The sequence below is a fragment of the Sporosarcina sp. GW1-11 genome (assembly GCF_033088395.1).
Taxonomy (GTDB): Bacteria; Bacillota; Bacilli; order Bacillales_A; family Planococcaceae; genus Sporosarcina.
The window spans coordinates 51,224-67,298 of sequence record NZ_JAPMIW010000001.1 but is presented as its reverse complement, the minus strand read 5'-3'; the positions used below and the strand labels follow the sequence as shown (position 1 = coordinate 67,298).

General features: G+C 38.8%; 18 protein-coding genes. All 18 read left to right on the top strand.

Annotated elements, in window-relative coordinates:
• The first annotated feature begins 15 nt into the window (after nt 1-15).
• Nucleotides 16-1,017, top strand: a complete 1,002-nt coding sequence (gene fliM / locus ORD22_RS00325) for a flagellar motor switch protein FliM (RefSeq protein ID WP_317643852.1) — start codon at nt 16-18, stop codon at nt 1,015-1,017.
• Nucleotides 1,010-2,182, top strand: coding sequence for a flagellar motor switch phosphatase FliY (fliY, locus tag ORD22_RS00320; RefSeq protein WP_317644181.1), 1,173 nt, complete (start codon nt 1,010-1,012; stop codon nt 2,180-2,182). Before fliM ends, fliY begins: the two co-directional genes overlap by 8 nt.
• A gap of 22 nt (nt 2,183-2,204) precedes the next feature.
• Nucleotides 2,205-2,537 (top strand): response regulator, encoded by a 333-nt coding sequence (locus tag ORD22_RS00315; protein WP_317643851.1) that lies wholly within the window; start codon nt 2,205-2,207, stop codon nt 2,535-2,537.
• Nucleotides 2,538-2,550: 13 nt separating this feature from the next.
• Entirely contained in the window at nt 2,551-3,234 is a 684-nt protein-coding gene (locus ORD22_RS00310; protein WP_317643850.1) for a flagellar biosynthetic protein FliO, read from the top strand.
• Nucleotides 3,227-3,892: a flagellar type III secretion system pore protein FliP gene (gene fliP, locus ORD22_RS00305; protein ID WP_317643849.1), complete on the top strand. Its 666-nt coding sequence runs from the start codon at nt 3,227-3,229 to the stop codon at nt 3,890-3,892. The genes ORD22_RS00310 and fliP overlap by 8 nt, the downstream gene beginning before the upstream one ends.
• Nucleotides 3,893-3,904: 12 nt before the next feature.
• Nucleotides 3,905-4,174: a flagellar biosynthesis protein FliQ gene (gene fliQ / locus ORD22_RS00300; protein ID WP_317643848.1), complete on the top strand. Its 270-nt coding sequence runs from the start codon at nt 3,905-3,907 to the stop codon at nt 4,172-4,174.
• Between the two features lie 4 nt (nt 4,175-4,178).
• Complete coding sequence (gene fliR, locus ORD22_RS00295) at nt 4,179-4,955, top strand: flagellar biosynthetic protein FliR (RefSeq protein ID WP_317643846.1); 777 nt, start codon at nt 4,179-4,181, stop codon at nt 4,953-4,955.
• A complete protein-coding gene (gene flhB, locus ORD22_RS00290) occupies nt 4,948-6,039 on the top strand; it encodes a flagellar biosynthesis protein FlhB (protein ID WP_317643845.1) in 1,092 nt (363 codons plus the stop codon). Before fliR ends, flhB begins: the two co-directional genes overlap by 8 nt.
• 24 nt (nt 6,040-6,063) lie before the next feature.
• A complete protein-coding gene (gene flhA, locus ORD22_RS00285) occupies nt 6,064-8,094 on the top strand; it encodes a flagellar biosynthesis protein FlhA (protein WP_317643844.1) in 2,031 nt (676 codons plus the stop codon).
• A complete protein-coding gene (flhF, locus tag ORD22_RS00280) occupies nt 8,095-9,210 on the top strand; it encodes a flagellar biosynthesis GTPase FlhF (RefSeq protein WP_317643843.1) in 1,116 nt (371 codons plus the stop codon).
• Nucleotides 9,203-10,069, top strand: a complete 867-nt coding sequence (locus ORD22_RS00275; RefSeq protein ID WP_317643842.1) for a MinD/ParA family protein — start codon at nt 9,203-9,205, stop codon at nt 10,067-10,069. Before flhF ends, ORD22_RS00275 begins: the two co-directional genes overlap by 8 nt.
• A 1-nt stretch (nt 10,070) precedes the next feature.
• Nucleotides 10,071-11,201, top strand: a complete 1,131-nt coding sequence (locus ORD22_RS00270) for a protein-glutamate methylesterase/protein-glutamine glutaminase (RefSeq protein WP_411567604.1) — start codon at nt 10,071-10,073, stop codon at nt 11,199-11,201.
• A 16-nt stretch (nt 11,202-11,217) separates the two neighbouring features.
• Nucleotides 11,218-13,287: a chemotaxis protein CheW gene (locus ORD22_RS00265; RefSeq protein WP_317643840.1), complete on the top strand. Its 2,070-nt coding sequence runs from the start codon at nt 11,218-11,220 to the stop codon at nt 13,285-13,287.
• A gap of 17 nt (nt 13,288-13,304) precedes the next feature.
• Nucleotides 13,305-13,772 carry a chemotaxis protein CheW gene (locus tag ORD22_RS00260; protein ID WP_317643839.1) on the top strand — a complete coding sequence of 156 codons (468 nt, stop codon included), beginning with the start codon at nt 13,305-13,307 and terminating at the stop codon, nt 13,770-13,772.
• The gene (locus ORD22_RS00255) at nt 13,762-14,394 is read left to right on the top strand and encodes a chemotaxis protein CheC (protein WP_317643838.1); all 633 of its coding nucleotides are present in this window, start codon (nt 13,762-13,764) and stop codon (nt 14,392-14,394) included. The genes ORD22_RS00260 and ORD22_RS00255 overlap by 11 nt, the downstream gene beginning before the upstream one ends.
• On the top strand, nt 14,395-14,889 hold the full coding sequence (locus tag ORD22_RS00250) for a chemotaxis protein CheD (protein ID WP_317643837.1): 495 nt from the start codon (nt 14,395-14,397) through the stop codon (nt 14,887-14,889). It begins immediately after the preceding gene.
• Between the two features lie 108 nt (nt 14,890-14,997).
• On the top strand, nt 14,998-15,777 hold the full coding sequence (locus tag ORD22_RS00245) for a FliA/WhiG family RNA polymerase sigma factor (RefSeq protein ID WP_317643836.1): 780 nt from the start codon (nt 14,998-15,000) through the stop codon (nt 15,775-15,777).
• On the top strand, nt 15,774-16,073 hold the full coding sequence (locus tag ORD22_RS00240) for an RNA polymerase subunit sigma (RefSeq protein WP_317643835.1): 300 nt from the start codon (nt 15,774-15,776) through the stop codon (nt 16,071-16,073). Before ORD22_RS00245 ends, ORD22_RS00240 begins: the two co-directional genes overlap by 4 nt.
• The last annotated feature ends 2 nt before the right edge of the window (nt 16,074-16,075 follow it).

The window sequence follows — 16,075 nt, the reverse complement described above, 5'->3', positions numbered from 1 at the left end:
AGTGGAGGTGGGCCAATGTCGGGTGATGTACTGTCACAAAATGAAATAGATGCGTTGTTGTCTGCATTGTCTACGGGGGAAATGTCAGCGGAGGAAATGAAGAAAGAAGAAGAGGTTAGGAAAGTTCGTGTATATGACTTTAAACGAGCATTACGTTTTTCAAAAGACCAGATTCGGAGCTTAACGAGAATTCATGAAAATTTCGCTAGATTGTTGACAACCTACTTTTCAGCACAATTGCGTACATATATTCAAATTAATGTCGTATCTGTGGATCAGATACCATTTGAGGAATTTATCAGTTCGATTCCTAATATGACATTGATAAATATATTCGATGTATCCCCACTCGAAGGAAATATTTTGATGGAAGTGAATCCGAATGTTGCCTATTCTATGCTTGAAAGATTATTGGGTGGATTTGGATCCAGTTCAGGTAAAGTAGATAATATGACGGAAATTGAGACAAAGATATTAACGAATTTATTTGAACGTTCTTTCGATAATTTACGTGAGGCTTGGGCAGGTTTAATTGATATTGATCCGTATCTTACGGAAATGGAAGTGAATCCACAGTTCCTACAAATGATTTCACCTAATGAAACGGTCGTTGTCATCTCTTTTAATATCGTTATTGGTGAATCAAGTGGAATGATCAATATATGTATACCACACGTTGTACTTGAACCTATTATTCCAAACTTATCAGTCCGCTACTGGATGCAGACTAATAAAAAAGAGCCAACACCCGAACAGAGTCTTTTATTGGAAAAACGTTTGAAACAAGCGTCGTTGCCGATCGTAGTGGAATTAGGTAAAGGAGAAATTACAGTAGAAGATTTACTTTACTTGCAAATAGGAGATGTCATTTCATTGGATACACAAATTGAAGAACCTCTGACAATTCGTGTAGGAGAAACACCAAAATTCACGGCTCAGCCAGGTAAGCTGCGTAATCGAATGGCTGTTCAAGTACTAGAAACATTGATGTCGGGAGGGGATGAGGATGATGAGTGATAATATTCTCTCACAAGAAGAAATTGAAGCATTATTGCGTGGTGAAACACTTGAACCCGCTGAACCATCAGAGCCAGCAAAGATAAATATAGATGAGTACTTAACGGATATGGAGCAGGATGCTCTCGGAGAGATTGGGAATATTTCATTTGGGAGTTCGGCAACTGCACTTTCTGCATTGCTTGGACAAAAGGTAGATATCACCACACCGACTATATCACTGATAAAACGCGATGAACTAGATAAAGAGTTTACGCATCCGTATGTGGCTATAAAAGTAGAATTTACGGAAGGGATAAGTGGATCCAATGTACTTGTCATTAAGCAGAGTGATGCAGCGATTATTGCGGATCTTATGTTGGGTGGGGATGGTACTTCTCCTAATGACGAGTTGGGTGATATTCATTTAAGCGCAGTGCAGGAAGCGATGAATCAAATGATGGGCTCTTCTGCTACATCCATGTCCACCATATTCAATAAAAAAGTAGATATCTCACCGCCGACAATCGATTTGATGAATGTTCAGCTCGATCAAGGGATTGAACATATACCAGCGCAAAATTTATTAATACGTGTATCGTTCAATATAAAAGTAGGCGAGTTGATTGATTCTAATATTATGCAACTATACCCAATCGAGTTTGGGAAGAAACTTGTTTCATCTTTGATGGGTGAAGAAGAAGCGGCAACTGCTACGGAAATAGAGGAAATCCCATCAACACCCGAACCGGTTTCTATTCCACAGCAACCAGAGCGGGAATACCAACAACCAGCATCACAACCAGATCCTGTTTATCACGCGCCACAACAGGGGTCACCAACTTCAAGACCAACTCAGCCACAAGTGCAAGTGCAACAAGCAGAGTTTGCTAGCTTCCAATCGCCAAGCTTGAGCAAAGAAGAATCAAATAATTTGAATATGCTACTTGATATACCACTTCAAGTAACCGTAGAATTAGGACGTACGAAGCGTTCAGTCAAAGAAATCCTAGAAATGTCTGGAGGGTCAATTATTGAGTTGGATAAGTTAGCAGGTGAACCGGTCGATATCCTTGTCAATAATCGCTATATTGCAAAAGGAGAAGTAGTAGTAATTGATGAAAACTTCGGGGTCCGTATTACGGATATCCTTAGTCAGATGGATCGAATTAATAATTTACGATAGACGATACTTGGAGGGAATATACATGGGAAAACGAATTTTAGTAGTGGACGATGCAGCATTTATGCGAATGATGATCAAAGATATTTTGACAAAAAATAATTATGAAGTTGTTGGTGAAGCCGCAGATGGCGCACAAGCAATTGAGAAATACAATGAGTTGAAACCAGACCTAGTTACAATGGATATTACAATGCCAGAAATGGATGGAATTGCAGCATTGAAAGCAATTAAAAGTGCACATCCAACAGCCACGATTATTATGTGTTCAGCTATGGGGCAACAGGCAATGGTAATTGACGCTATACAAGCAGGCGCGAAAGACTTTATCGTTAAACCTTTATCGACAAAGCGTTGAGCTAAATCAAATTATGAATGGAAAACTATTCACTAACTGGTTATGTATACTTCTCACTTGTTTTGTCTTCGCACCATCTGTATATGCAGAAACAAATCCGAATATCAGTGTATCAGACTGTATAGGTAAAGGTATGGATTGCAGTTCAAAAAATGCAAGCATAGACAAGGCGGAAAACCTTACAGATACGACTACAAATCCTGCAGAAATTGAACCGACTGGTTTAACTACAGGGGATTATATTCGAACACTTTTAGCTTTCATCTTTGTTATAGGTTTACTTCTTTGGTTACTGCGATTTATGAATAACCGAAATCGCAAATTTGATCAGAATCGCTTGATGACTAATTTAGGCGGTGTTCCTCTTGGTCAACATAAATCAATTCAATTAGTAAAAATGGGGAATCGCTATTTTGTAGTAGGTGTGGGTGAAAATGTCCAACTTCTACGCGAAATAGATGATCCGGATGAAATTGCTGACTTGTTAGCGCGTTATGATCAAGAAGGTAGTGAAGTTCGAAAGGGAATTATCCCCCAGTTATATGAACGCTTTTTATCAAAGAATAATTTGGGTAGTTTATCAAAAGAAACTTCTGATTTCAACTCAATATTCACATCAAAAATGGAAGAGATAAAAGCGGACCGTAAACAGCAGTTGGATCGTTTGAAAGAGAAAGGGAGCGACCGGGATGACTGATTTTCTGAATTCATTTTCAAACAGTGACCCGACCAACGTTTCTACTTCTATAAAAATGCTTCTGCTATTGACGGTCTTATCGCTTGCACCGGCAATTTTGATATTAATGACATCATTTGCACGTATTATTATCGTATTATCTTTCGTCAGAACAGCTCTTGCAACACAACAAATGCCACCGAATCAGGTGCTTGTTGGACTAGCATTGTTTTTAACTTTCTTCATTATGTCGCCTGTTCTAAGTCAGGTAAATGATGAAGCGTTGACACCGTTATTTGATGAAAAAATCAGTTTGGACGAAGCGTATGAACGTGCGAGTGGGCCATTTAAAGAATTTATGAGTGAACATACGAGACAAAAAGATTTAGAATTATTTCTACGTTACAATCAAATGGAAAGACCCGAAACGATTGAAGATATTCCGTTGACAATGATGGTTCCTGCATTCGCGTTAAGTGAAATCAAAACCGCATTCCAAATGGGTTTTATGATTTTTATTCCCTTCTTGGTTATTGATATGATCGTTGCCAGTGTACTCATGTCAATGGGGATGATGATGCTTCCACCCGTTATGATTTCATTGCCGTTTAAGATTTTATTGTTTGTTCTAGTCGATGGATGGTATTTGATCATTCAATCATTGTTACAAAGCTTTTAGGGAGGAATTTGAGTGACGAGTGAATTTGTAATTTCCATTGCTGAACGGTCGATTTGGGTAATTCTACTCTCTTCAGGACCTCTTCTGATTGTAGCGTTGTTAACAGGTCTAGGTGTTAGCATATTTCAGGCTACTACGCAAATTCAGGAACAGACATTAGCATTTGTACCAAAAATCATAGCAGTCATGGTTGCCATTGTATTCTTTGGACCTTGGATGTTATCACATGTGACAAATTATGCAAGCGATATATTCTCTAATCTTTCTAGGTATATCGGGTGATGGAATGAATGAAATCATTCCATCATTACCTGCATTTTTACTGATTTTGACGCGTATCACTTCATTCTTTGTAACGCTCCCATTATTTTCCTATCGCTCCATCCCAGCGACTCAGCGCATGATTTTCGCCGCTGTTCTTGCTTGGATGATGTCCTATTCAGTTGACATACCGACATTGGAAATTGATGGTCTATATATTTTACTTGTGATAAAAGAAGCAGTAATTGGCCTATTGATAGGCATTGCCGCCTTCATTATCATGTCAGCTATTCAAGTAGCCGGTGGATTTATCGACTTTCAAATGGGTTTCGCTATAGCAAACGTTATTGATCCACAAACGGGTGCGCAATCGCCATTGCTTGGTCAATTTCTAAACTCTTTAGCCATGTTATTATTGCTTGCGCTAAACGGCCACCATCTGTTGCTTGACGGCATATTTTATAGCTATGAATTTGTACCAGTTACTGAACTTTGGCCGCCATTTGGCGATGCAAGTATGGCTGAATTTATCGTTCTGACGTTCGCTAGAGCCTTTGCGCTTGCTTTTCAAATGGCAATTCCTGTTGTAGCTACGTTATTTCTCGTAGATTTAGCACTAGGTATTACTGCCAGGGCAGTTCCACAGCTGAACATCTTTGTAGTGGGCTTTCCAATAAAAATTGGCGTAAGTTTTATCGTCCTACTAACAATATCTAGTGTGTTTATTGTACTCATGAAAAAGGTGTTTGAAATCATGATTATGACGATGAGAGATTTGATGGTACTGTTAGGAGGTGGCTAAGTTGTTGCTGACGCTCGATTTACAATTTTTCGCAGGCGAGAAAACAGAGAAAGCCACCCCGAAAAAAAGACAGGATTCTCGTAAAAAAGGTCAAGTTCTAAAAAGTCAGGACGTGACGAGCGCACTTGTGTTGCTCTCGGTATTTCTTTTTATGTTTTTTGCTGCTGGATTTATGCGAGATAATTTCTTCGTGTTTTTCCGTGAATCCTTTACGCATTTTATTACTATACATAAGATAAACGAAGATCAAGTGATGCTCGTTTATATGGATATCATCAAACAAATGGCTATTATTTTATTGCCGATTATGCTTATAGCGGTCATTGCCAGTGTGGCTGCTAATCTTCTACAATTTGGATTACTATTTACTGGCGAACCATTGAAGTTTGATCTTAAAAAGATTGATCCGATTAAAGGATTAAAGCGTATTTTTTCTATTAAAGCCATTGTAGAATTATTAAAATCTGTATTAAAGATTTCATTTATCGGTACCGTGACGACGTTGGTCATTTGGATGAATTTTGGGGAAGTGCTTGATTTAGCTTTTAGTACGCCACAAATGACTTTACTTACGATTGCCAAATTAGTAGGAATGATGGGAATCATCGCATCACTTGTTTTGCTATTTATTTCGATATTAGATTTTTTATATCAAAAGTTTGACTATGAAAAAAATCTTAAAATGTCTAAACAGGATATTAAGGATGAATATAAAAATATGGATGGAGATCCATTGATCAAATCAAAAATTAAACAACGTCAGCGAGAAATGGCAATGCGTCGAATGATGTCAGAAGTTCCGCATGCAGATGTAGTCATTACGAATCCAACACACTTTGCAATTGCTTTAAAGTACGATGAAGAACAAATGGATTCACCCATTGTTGTAGCAAAAGGTGCTGATTTCGTTGCACAAAAGATTAAGTTAATTGCGAAAGAGCATGACATTGTAATGGTGGAAAACCGACAACTTGCTCGTTCATTGTATGACCAAGTCGAAGTAGGAGACCGTATTCCTGAAGATTTTTTCAAGGCGGTTGCAGAAATCTTGGCATACGTCTATCGAATTCAGCGAAAAATATAAGTGAAATAAGAAAGTAGGGGTAGGATGCAGTTTAAAGATATTGGAGTACTTGCAGCGGTTATTATGATCATTGCAATGCTCGTAATCCCTTTACCCCCTTGGTTGTTGAGTTTCTTAATCATTATCAATATTACACTTGGTTTAATGGTTTTATTGACAGCGATGAATATGCAGGAAGCTTTGCAGTTCTCAATCTTTCCATCGTTATTGCTATTGCTTACATTATTCCGTCTAGGTCTTAATGTATCCACTACACGTGCAATCCTATCTGAAGGTGATGCAGGTGGAGTAGTAGATACATTTGGTACGTTCGTAACCGGTGGGAATATTATTGTTGGATTAGTTGTCTTTGTTATTTTAATCATTATTCAATTCATTGTAATTACGAAAGGTTCAGAACGGGTATCTGAAGTAGCAGCTCGGTTTACATTAGATGCGATGCCAGGAAAGCAAATGAGCATCGATGCTGATTTGAACGCAGGTATGATATCGGATATAGAAGCACGGGCAAGACGTGAGAAAGTTAGTAATGAGGCAGACTTCTACGGTGCTATGGATGGTGCGACAAAGTTCGTTAAAGGAGATGCGATTGCTGGGATCATCATCGTCATGATTAACTTACTTGTGGGGATGATTATTGGTGTAGTTCAAATGGGCTTACCGTTCGCTGAAGCAGCGACCCAGTTTTCCACGCTAACGGTAGGTGATGGTATTGTTTCGCAAATTCCAGCGCTTCTTATCTCAACAGCTACGGGTATTGTTGTTACACGTGCGGCTTCTGAAGGGAATTTAGGGACAGATATTACGAACCAGTTACTTGGACAGCCTAAGTTACTTTACGTGGCTTCTATTACCATTTTATTGCTCGGTCTAGCTACGCCTATTAATGATATTTTGACGATTCCTATTGCTGCCGCTCTTGCTGTAGGTGCTTTTATGATGTCACGCAAGCCTGAAGAGGATCTAGACGAGTTACTCGAGATGGAACAGGATGTTGAGACGGAAGGCTTGAAACGACCTGAAAATGTTGTGGATTTATTAAATGTCGATCCGATTGAATTTGAGTTTGGCTATGGCCTAATTCCTCTTGTAGATGCAACACAAGGTGGAGATTTGTTAGATCGCGTAGTCATGATTAGGCGTCAACTAGCAATCGAACTCGGCTTAGTTATTCCTGTTGTTCGAATCAGAGATAATATTCAGCTACAACCAAACGAATACAGAATTAAAATAAAAGGTAATGAAATGGCACGAGGCGAATTATTGTTGGATCACTATTTAGCAATGAGCCCAGGTGGAGAAGATCTAGTCGAAGGTATCGATACGATTGAACCTTCATTTGGACTTCCGGCGAAATGGATTACAGAAGAAGCAAAAGAAGACGCTGAAATTATGGGCTATACAGTTGTCGATCCGCCAAGTGTTGTATCCACACACTTGACAGAAGTTATTCGTACGCATGCTGCAGATTTACTAGGACGTCAAGAAACGAAACAACTAGTCGATCACGTTCATGAAACATACCCAATTTTAGTGGATGAATTAACGCCAACACCATTATCTATTGGTGAAATTCAAAAGGTGCTTTCTAAGTTGTTAAGGGAACAAGTTTCCGTTCGGAATTTATCAATCATCTTTGAAACACTTGCAGATTACTCCAAATACACTTCTGATGTAGACGTGTTGACGGAATACGTTAGACAATCTTTAGCTAGACAAATTACAGGACAATATGTAAATGGTAATGATGCGCTAAAAGTGCTAACGGTCTCAGGAAAAGTCGAAAAATTAATTGCAGATAATATTCAACAAACAGAACAAGGTAACTTCTTATCGATTGATCCAGCACAGTCACAATCGCTCCTAGAAGTTATTGCGCAAGAGGTCGAGCGTGTAGCTCTACTAGATCAAGCACCAATCATCTTGTGTTCGCCGGCTATTCGGATGTACTTAAGACAAATCACAGAGCGGTATTTTCCACAGATACCTATACTGTCTTACAATGAGCTCGAAGCATCTGTAGAAGTACAAAGTGTAGGGGTGGTGGATATTTAAATGAAGATGAAAAAATATACAGCTGCTACTATGGTAGAGGCAATGAAAAAAGTACGAGAAGACTTTGGTGATGATGCCGTCATACTAAGCTCTCACGTTATGAAGAGCAAAGGTGTTTTTGGTTTATTTCAAAAACGATCTGTAGAAGTAGTGGCAGGCTTTGACAAGCAGAGCGAAAAAAAGTCTTATGGGCCTTTCGCGCACTCTTCCGCTCACTCTACAGCTATAACGGAAACTACAGAACAACTACAAAAAGAGATTCAAGAAATCAAGAAATTGATTAAAGAGATGCAGAAAAATGATCATACGTTTGAAAAATATCCTAAAGAATTATTACCTCTGCTCTCTACACTTCGTAACCAAGGGCTTGCACAAGAATATATTGTTCAAATCGGCGATGCAATCTTTGAAAGAATGAAAAGAGATAAGATAGATTTCGTTGAGAGTGAACAAATTGAGATTATGAGAGAATGGTTTTCGGACAAGCTACAAAATGTAGCATTAGGCGGAATTTCTTATCAAAAAAAGTTCATCAATGTATTAGGGCCTACCGGTGTAGGAAAGACGACTACGATTGCAAAAATTGCGGCTCGTGCGTTGCTTGAAGAAAAGAAGAAAATAGGCTTTATTACGACAGATACTTATCGTATAGCAGCAATCGAACAATTGCGTACCTATGCAAATTTGCTGCAGGCTCCAGTTGAGGTTGTCTACAATGAAACAGACTTTCGAACGGCAATTGAGAAATTGAAGGATCGAGATCTTGTATTCATCGATACAGCAGGACGTAATTACAAAGAAACTAAATTTGTTGAAGATTTAAAAAATCTAGTAGATTTTTCACTGGAAATGGAAACATTTCTTGTGTTGTCCACTACATCTAAAGAGCAGGATATGGATATTATCGTAGAGCGTTTTGAAAAATTTCCTATTGAAAAGTTTATCTTTACTAAAACAGATGAAACTAGTTCTATTGGTGCAATGATCAACCTTATGCTGAAACACAAAATCGGGATGGCTTATTATACAGATGGCCAGGAAGTACCTGAAGACATTACGGAAGCAGATTTTGAAAAAGTGTTTTCTCTTTTATTAGTAGGTGATCCTCATGTATGATCAAGCTGAAGCATTGCGTTTGAGAATGTTGAAAAGTCAAGGTAAAATGGCACGTTCAACGGCCATTATTAGTGGGAAGGGAGGGGTCGGCAAGTCTAACTTTACCGCCAATTTCTCCTATTCATTACTTGCAAAAGGTAAGAAAGTTTTAATTGTGGACATGGATATTGGTATGGGTAATATTCACATTTTATTCGGCGCTACACCGAACTATAATTTAAAAGATTACTTGAATGGGTTACAAGGGTTATATGAAGTCATTACACCGGTTGAAGAAGGGTTAGCATTTATTGCGGGTGGTTCTGGTCTAGAAACCGTGCTAGAGTGGTCTAAACCAATGTTCGATCGATTGATTGATGGTTTCTCCATATTACAGACCGAATATGATGTGATTTTATTCGATATGGGTGCCGGTGCAACTAAAAGTTCTATTGATTTAATACTAGCAGTGGATGAAATTATTTTGATATCTACTCCGGAGCCCACATCCATTACAGATGCTTACTCCATGATGAAATTTATCTGTATGCAAGACGCTGATAAAACGTTTCATATTGTTAACAATCGCGTGATGAAAGAAGAAGAAGGAAGAGATTCAGTAGCGCGCTTGCAATTAGCGATGCGAAAATTTCTTTCTGCTGAATCGAATATCTTAGGTTTTTTGCCTGATGATATAAATGTTAGAAATGCTGTAATCGCACAAATACCATTTGTGAAAATGTATCCCAATTCCCAAATTAGTAAGCGGATGAAAGAAATCGCAGAAACATATTTACTTGGCGAACAGCCAGGCACTTCAATAGAAACTTCTGGATTCTTAGAAAAAATAAAAAGTATTTTTCAGAAGGGACGTGGCTGATTTGATAGCTGGCAGGAAAAAGAGAGTGCTTGTCGTGGACGATTCAGCATTTATGCGGAAATTAATTTCTGACATGCTGAACAAACATCCTATGATGGAAGTTATCGGAATGGCTAGAAATGGTAAGGATTCAGTGAAGAAAATTCGAGATCTTCAACCAGATGTAGTAACGATGGATATAGAAATGCCTATAATGGATGGTTTAGAAGCTTTGAAAGAAATCATGACAAATAATCCTGTCCCTGTAGTCATTTTGTCAAGTACAACGAAACATAATACGGAAAATGCTGTATTAGCCATTGAATACGGTGCAGTCGACGTAATCGCAAAACCTGGTGGTGCGATTTCTTTGAATCTTCATGAAATCGAGAAAGAAATCGTTGAAAAAGTATTCGCTGCATCTAACGTTGGAATTCAAAACCTGACCAGGAAAATCATACCCGCTAAACCACGTACTATATTACCAGTGAAAAAAAATGAAATACCTGATAAGAACAGCTCGGTAACAGTGCCAACACCCAAATTAGCAAGTTTTTCTAAAAACAAAGTACAATGTTCTAAAACATTTGTTATAATAGGTACATCGACAGGGGGTCCTCGTGCCTTACAGGAAGTGATTACTCGTCTTCCGGAAGATTTTCCTTCCCCTATTTTAATTGTCCAACACATGCCAGCGGGATTTACGAAATCGCTAGCTGAGCGATTAAATGGATTAAGTGAGATCACAGTTAAAGAAGCGGAACACGGGGAATTGATAGAGAACGGTACAGCGTATATTGCTCCAGGCGGTCTGCATTTGAAGTTTGAAAAAACGGTAGCAGGTTATCAAATTGTGCTGGACGGTAAAGAAGCACTTCGTTCTGGACATCGTCCCGCGGTCAATGTGTTATTAGAATCTGCAGCAACCCATAAAGAGTTAGACTATGTCACGGTCATCATGACTGGCATGGGCTACGATGGGAAAGAAGGAATGGAATTATTAAGATCTTCATGTAAGACAGTCACTATAGCGGAATCTAAAAATACGTCTGTTGTTTATGGAATGCCTAAAGCTATCATAGATGCAGGTCTTAGTGATCAGATAAAAGATGTGCAGCAAATTGCAGATGCTATATTGGGAAATTTGAAGTAACTAGGGGGACTTTACAATGGATATAAATCAGTATTTGGATATGTTCATCGAAGAAAGTAAAGAACATTTGCAAGCTTGTAATGAACAGTTGCTGGCGTTAGAGAGCAATCCGGATGATTTAGCGATTGTCAATGAGATATTCCGAGCGGCCCACACGTTAAAAGGTATGTCAGCTACGATGGGTTACGAAGATATTGCGGATTTGACACATAAAATGGAGAACGTTCTGGATGCAATCCGAAACTCTAAAATTGGTGTGACAACAGAAATCTTGGACGTCGTTTTTGAAGCTGTGGATGATCTGGAATTAATGGTTCTTGATATTGAAGCAGGAGGAGATGGAAAAAAAGATGTTAGCAAATTAGTCGACACACTAAACCGTATTGAGGCAGGACAGCCCCTAGACTTAGTAGAGAAACCTGCTGCAACAACTGAAGAATCGGCGAAAGAAGTGATTACTTCTGGTGGTCTTCATTACGATGAATTTGAATTAACTGTAATTTCGCAGTCATCTGAACAAGGCTTTAATGCGTTAGAGGTAACGGTTCAATTACGCGATGACTGTTTGTTGAAAGTCGCACGGGTTTTCATGGCATTCGAAATTCTGGAAAAGTCAGGTGAAGTCATTAAAACAGTCCCGACTGTGGAAAAGCTTGAGAATGAAGAGTTTGATCAAAATTTCACGATTGTCTTATTAACGCATGAAGATGCAGAAGAATTGAAAGCGAAAGTTATGAAAGTATCTGAGATAGAAGATGTACATATTACGTATATTACAGATGAGTATGTACAGCGATATCAACGTACAGAACATGAAGACTCTGTGGATCAACAAGCAAACCCACAAGCTCAAAATATACTCCCACCGAAAGCGGAAAAAGGTAAAGTAACACCAAAAGAAGCTGGTAAAGCGAAGAAATCTTCCCCTTCAACTTCTAATAAAACAATTCGAGTAAATATTGATCGTTTAGATATCTTAATGAATTTGTTTGAAGAATTAGTCATCGATCGTGGACGGCTCCAATCCATCGCAAGCGAGTTACATAACCCAGAGCTTAATGAATCTGTAGAACGAATGACAAGAGTGTCAGGTGATCTTCAAAATATTATTTTGAATATGCGGATGGTCCCTGTGGAGACAGTCTTCAATCGTTTCCCTAAAATGGTTCGTCAGTTAGCGCGTGATCTAGATAAGAAAATAAACTTAGAAATCATCGGTGCAGAAACAGAACTTGACCGAACGGTTATCGATGAAATAGGTGATCCGCTAGTCCATTTAATTCGAAATGCTCTGGATCATGGAATTGAAAGTCCAGAAGATCGCATCGCAAAAGGTAAACCAGAAGAAGGAACTGTGACATTACGTGCCTACCACTCAGGTAATCACGTATTCATTGAGTTAGAAGATGATGGTGCAGGAGTTAATCGCGAACGTGTTGTAGGTAAAGCTATTGAAAAAGGTATTGTGACCGAAGAAGCAGCTGCAACGTTATCAAATAAACAAGTGGCAGAGTTGATTTTAGCATCAGGCTTTTCGACTGCCGCTTCAATCACGGATGTTTCGGGTCGTGGAGTTGGATTAGATGTCGTAAAGAACACGATTGAATCTCTAGGTGGGCATATTTCTATTGATTCAACAGAAGGAAAGGGCTCTCTATTCCAAGTGCAATTGCCACTTACTCTTTCTATTATTTCTGTCATGTTAGTAGAGTTAGATCAGGAAATCTATGCAATTCCTCTTTCCTCTATTATAGAAACAGCGATTATTCAGAAGTCTGATATTTTAAATGCACATAATCAACCAGTTGTCGACTTCAGAGGAACGATTGTACCGTTAGTAGATTTAAAAGAAATATTTGAAATGGATAATAGCACGTCCGAAAATGATGATTTTCAATCGATTGTCATTGTACGTAAAGGCGAAAGTTTAGCAGGACTTGTCGTAGATTCATTTATTGGACAACAAGAAATTGTATTAAAGTCACTCGGCAATTACTTACAGAGTGTCTTTGCAATATCAGGTGCTACAATCCTTGGAAATGGTCAAGTGGCATTAATTGTCGACTGCAATGCACTGATTAAATAATTGAGGTGACGAAGAGTATGACAAAAGCTATTGAAACAACTGACATGAAAGTTATCGTCTTCCAACTGATGAATAAAGAATATGCGATTGGACTAGATGTGGTAGAATCTATCGAAAAATCTTTATCCATTACTCGCGTTCCGAGAATGCCGTCATATGTAAAAGGTGTACTAAATTTACGTGGTGTTGTGACGCCGGTTGTAGATCTGCGTGAGAGATTTGATATGGAACAGAAACAATTTGACGAATCCAGTTGTATCATTATTGTTTCCTATGCGGATTCAGAAGTGGGCTTGATTGTGGATGATGCCAATGATGTAATGGATGTCCCTACAAGTGCAATTGGACCTCAGCCAGAAGTCGTCGGTTCTGTGGAGTCGGAATTTATTTCGGGCGTAGCAAAAGTCGGGAAACGCTTGCTCGTTATGTTGAATTTAGAAAAAGTTCTGCAACCAATTAAGAAAGTAAACGCAGATGAATACTAACTACGACATTACTGAAATGCATTTGGATGTATTAAAGGAAATAGGTAACATAGGGGCTGCTCATGCAGCTACTTCTTTATCACAACTTCTTGGACATAAAATCGATATGCGCGTGCCGAATGTTGCATTAGTTACTTTTGACGAGATGTTTGAACTGGCGGGTGGTAATGAGGAAATTGTTGCCGGAATCTTTTTGCGGATTGAGGGAGATTTAACGGGCAGTATGTTTTTCGTGCAGACAATTGAATCCGCTACACAGTTTATTCGTAAATTGACAGGGGACACTGAATTCGAATTTACTGCTGTCGAAGAATTGGGATTAGGTGCCTCTGCGTTGCAAGAATTAGGAAATATTCTTTCAGGATCGTATTTATCGGCACTATCTGATTTTACTTCACTAAAGATTTATCCAACAGTACCATCTTTATGCGTCGATATGGTAGGAGCAATCGTTAGTTTCGGTTTGATCGAGATATCGCAGTATAGTGATGAAGTTATCGTGATTGAAACAGAAATTCTGCAAGAAGGGGAACAAGGGATATCGAGTGTAGCGGGACATTTCTTCTTATTACCCGACCCGCCATCGTACCGTACAATCTTCAGTTCATTAGGTGTATTGTAAATGTATACTACAAAAACTGTAATACGTGTGGGGATTGCTGATATGAATATTGCTAAAGCACCGCAAACCATTCGAACGTCAGGATTAGGTTCGTGTGTGGGTGTAGTATTGTATGATTCTACAAAAAAAATTGCAGGCATGGTCCATGTAATGTTGCCGGATAGCCAGTTAGGAAAGACTGCCCAATTAAACGTTGCAAAATTTGCGGATACTGGCATTCATGCCATGATTGAAATGTTGAAAGCGCAAGGTGTTCGTCCGTTCAGTATTAAGGCAAAAATCGCTGGTGGTGCTCAAATGTTTCAATTTGGTTCAAATGACACGATTCGTATCGGCCCGCGAAATATAGAAGCTGTTAAACAAGAGTTGAAGAGATATTCGATACAAATTACTGCAGAAGACACTGGGGGCTCGAGCGGTAGAACAATCGAATTCGATCCGGAAACTAGCATTCTCCATGTGCGCACGGTCAATGCAGGTACGCGTGAAATATAAAAAAAGGCGGCTAATTCACTAGTCGCCTTTCTTTATGGAGTTTTGTTATACTAGTAGATAAAGGATGTACAGCAGATATTATGAAGCTACAGGAAAGGCGTGAATTCGATGACAAAACAGGAGATAGCTGAACGGCATCATTGGAAGTTATGGCTCGAAGACCGTGATCCTGATGCGGGTGACGCACTAGTCCGAATGTATATACCTCTAGTGAATTATCATGTCCAAAGAATCAGTGCCGGATTACCGAAAAATGTCTCACGTGATGAGATAAAATCACTTGGCTATCAAGGGCTTTTCGATGCGCTGACCAAATTTGATCCAACGAGAGATTTGAAATTTGATACATATGCATCTTTCCGGATCCGTGGAACGATTATAGATGGATTGCGAAAAGAAGATTGGTTATCACGTTCCTCAAGAGAAAAAACAAAAAAAATGGATGAAGAAATTAGCAAGCTCGAACAAGTCTATTTACGAACGGTTACACCGGAAGAAGTAGCAAGTCACTTAGGAATTACAACAGACGAAGTGTATCAAACTGTACACGAACAATATTTTGCTAATATCTTATCTATTGATGAAAAAATGAATGATGATGATGAACAGAACGATCATTCATTTGTTTTGCGTGATGAACAAATAAAAACACCGGAACAGCTAGTTGTAAAAGACGAGTTAATTAGTGATCTAGTAATGAAAATTAAAGATTTAAATGAAAATGAACAACTCGTTCTGAGCTTATTTTATCAAGAAGATATGACGCTTACAGAAATTGGTGAGATTTTAAGTCTCTCTACTTCGAGGATTTCACAAATACATTCAAAAGCATTATTTAAACTACGATCGTTGCTTGCGGATGAAATTACGGACGGAGGGATTTTATGAGTTTAAAAAGTATTGAACTACAAATCGCCATACCTAAAACATTTGAAGCGGGTAAAATTGCAGAACAAAAGCAACAACAATCCCAAATAGATCAGCAACATGCGAACACGTTAACAGAAAAACAAGTACGGAAAAATAAAGAGTCGGTGCTGGAGTTAGCTCCATACGCAAAGTTGGATGCTAACGCTAAACGACCTAACGATCAATCTGAACAGCAACAGAATGAAAAACAGGAGAAAGAGCAACAGCGAGTCAATCATCCTTTCAAAGGCTCGTTTGTCGACTACAGCGGGTAAAA

Coding starts and splice junctions, on each gene's coding strand:
- fliM (WP_317643852.1), top strand. CDS start 16: ATGTCGGGTGATGTACTGTCACAAAATGAAATAGATGCGTTGTTGTCT.
- fliY (WP_317644181.1), top strand. CDS start 1,010: ATGAGTGATAATATTCTCTCACAAGAAGAAATTGAAGCATTATTGCGT.
- ORD22_RS00315 (WP_317643851.1), top strand. CDS start 2,205: ATGGGAAAACGAATTTTAGTAGTGGACGATGCAGCATTTATGCGAATG.
- ORD22_RS00310 (WP_317643850.1), top strand. CDS start 2,551: ATGAATGGAAAACTATTCACTAACTGGTTATGTATACTTCTCACTTGT.
- fliP (WP_317643849.1), top strand. CDS start 3,227: ATGACTGATTTTCTGAATTCATTTTCAAACAGTGACCCGACCAACGTT.
- fliR (WP_317643846.1), top strand. CDS start 4,179: ATGAATGAAATCATTCCATCATTACCTGCATTTTTACTGATTTTGACG.
- flhA (WP_317643844.1), top strand. CDS start 6,064: ATGCAGTTTAAAGATATTGGAGTACTTGCAGCGGTTATTATGATCATT.
- flhF (WP_317643843.1), top strand. CDS start 8,095: ATGAAGATGAAAAAATATACAGCTGCTACTATGGTAGAGGCAATGAAA.
- ORD22_RS00275 (WP_317643842.1), top strand. CDS start 9,203: ATGTATGATCAAGCTGAAGCATTGCGTTTGAGAATGTTGAAAAGTCAA.
- ORD22_RS00265 (WP_317643840.1), top strand. CDS start 11,218: ATGGATATAAATCAGTATTTGGATATGTTCATCGAAGAAAGTAAAGAA.
- ORD22_RS00260 (WP_317643839.1), top strand. CDS start 13,305: ATGACAAAAGCTATTGAAACAACTGACATGAAAGTTATCGTCTTCCAA.
- ORD22_RS00255 (WP_317643838.1), top strand. CDS start 13,762: ATGAATACTAACTACGACATTACTGAAATGCATTTGGATGTATTAAAG.
- ORD22_RS00250 (WP_317643837.1), top strand. CDS start 14,395: ATGTATACTACAAAAACTGTAATACGTGTGGGGATTGCTGATATGAAT.
- ORD22_RS00245 (WP_317643836.1), top strand. CDS start 14,998: ATGACAAAACAGGAGATAGCTGAACGGCATCATTGGAAGTTATGGCTC.
- ORD22_RS00240 (WP_317643835.1), top strand. CDS start 15,774: ATGAGTTTAAAAAGTATTGAACTACAAATCGCCATACCTAAAACATTT.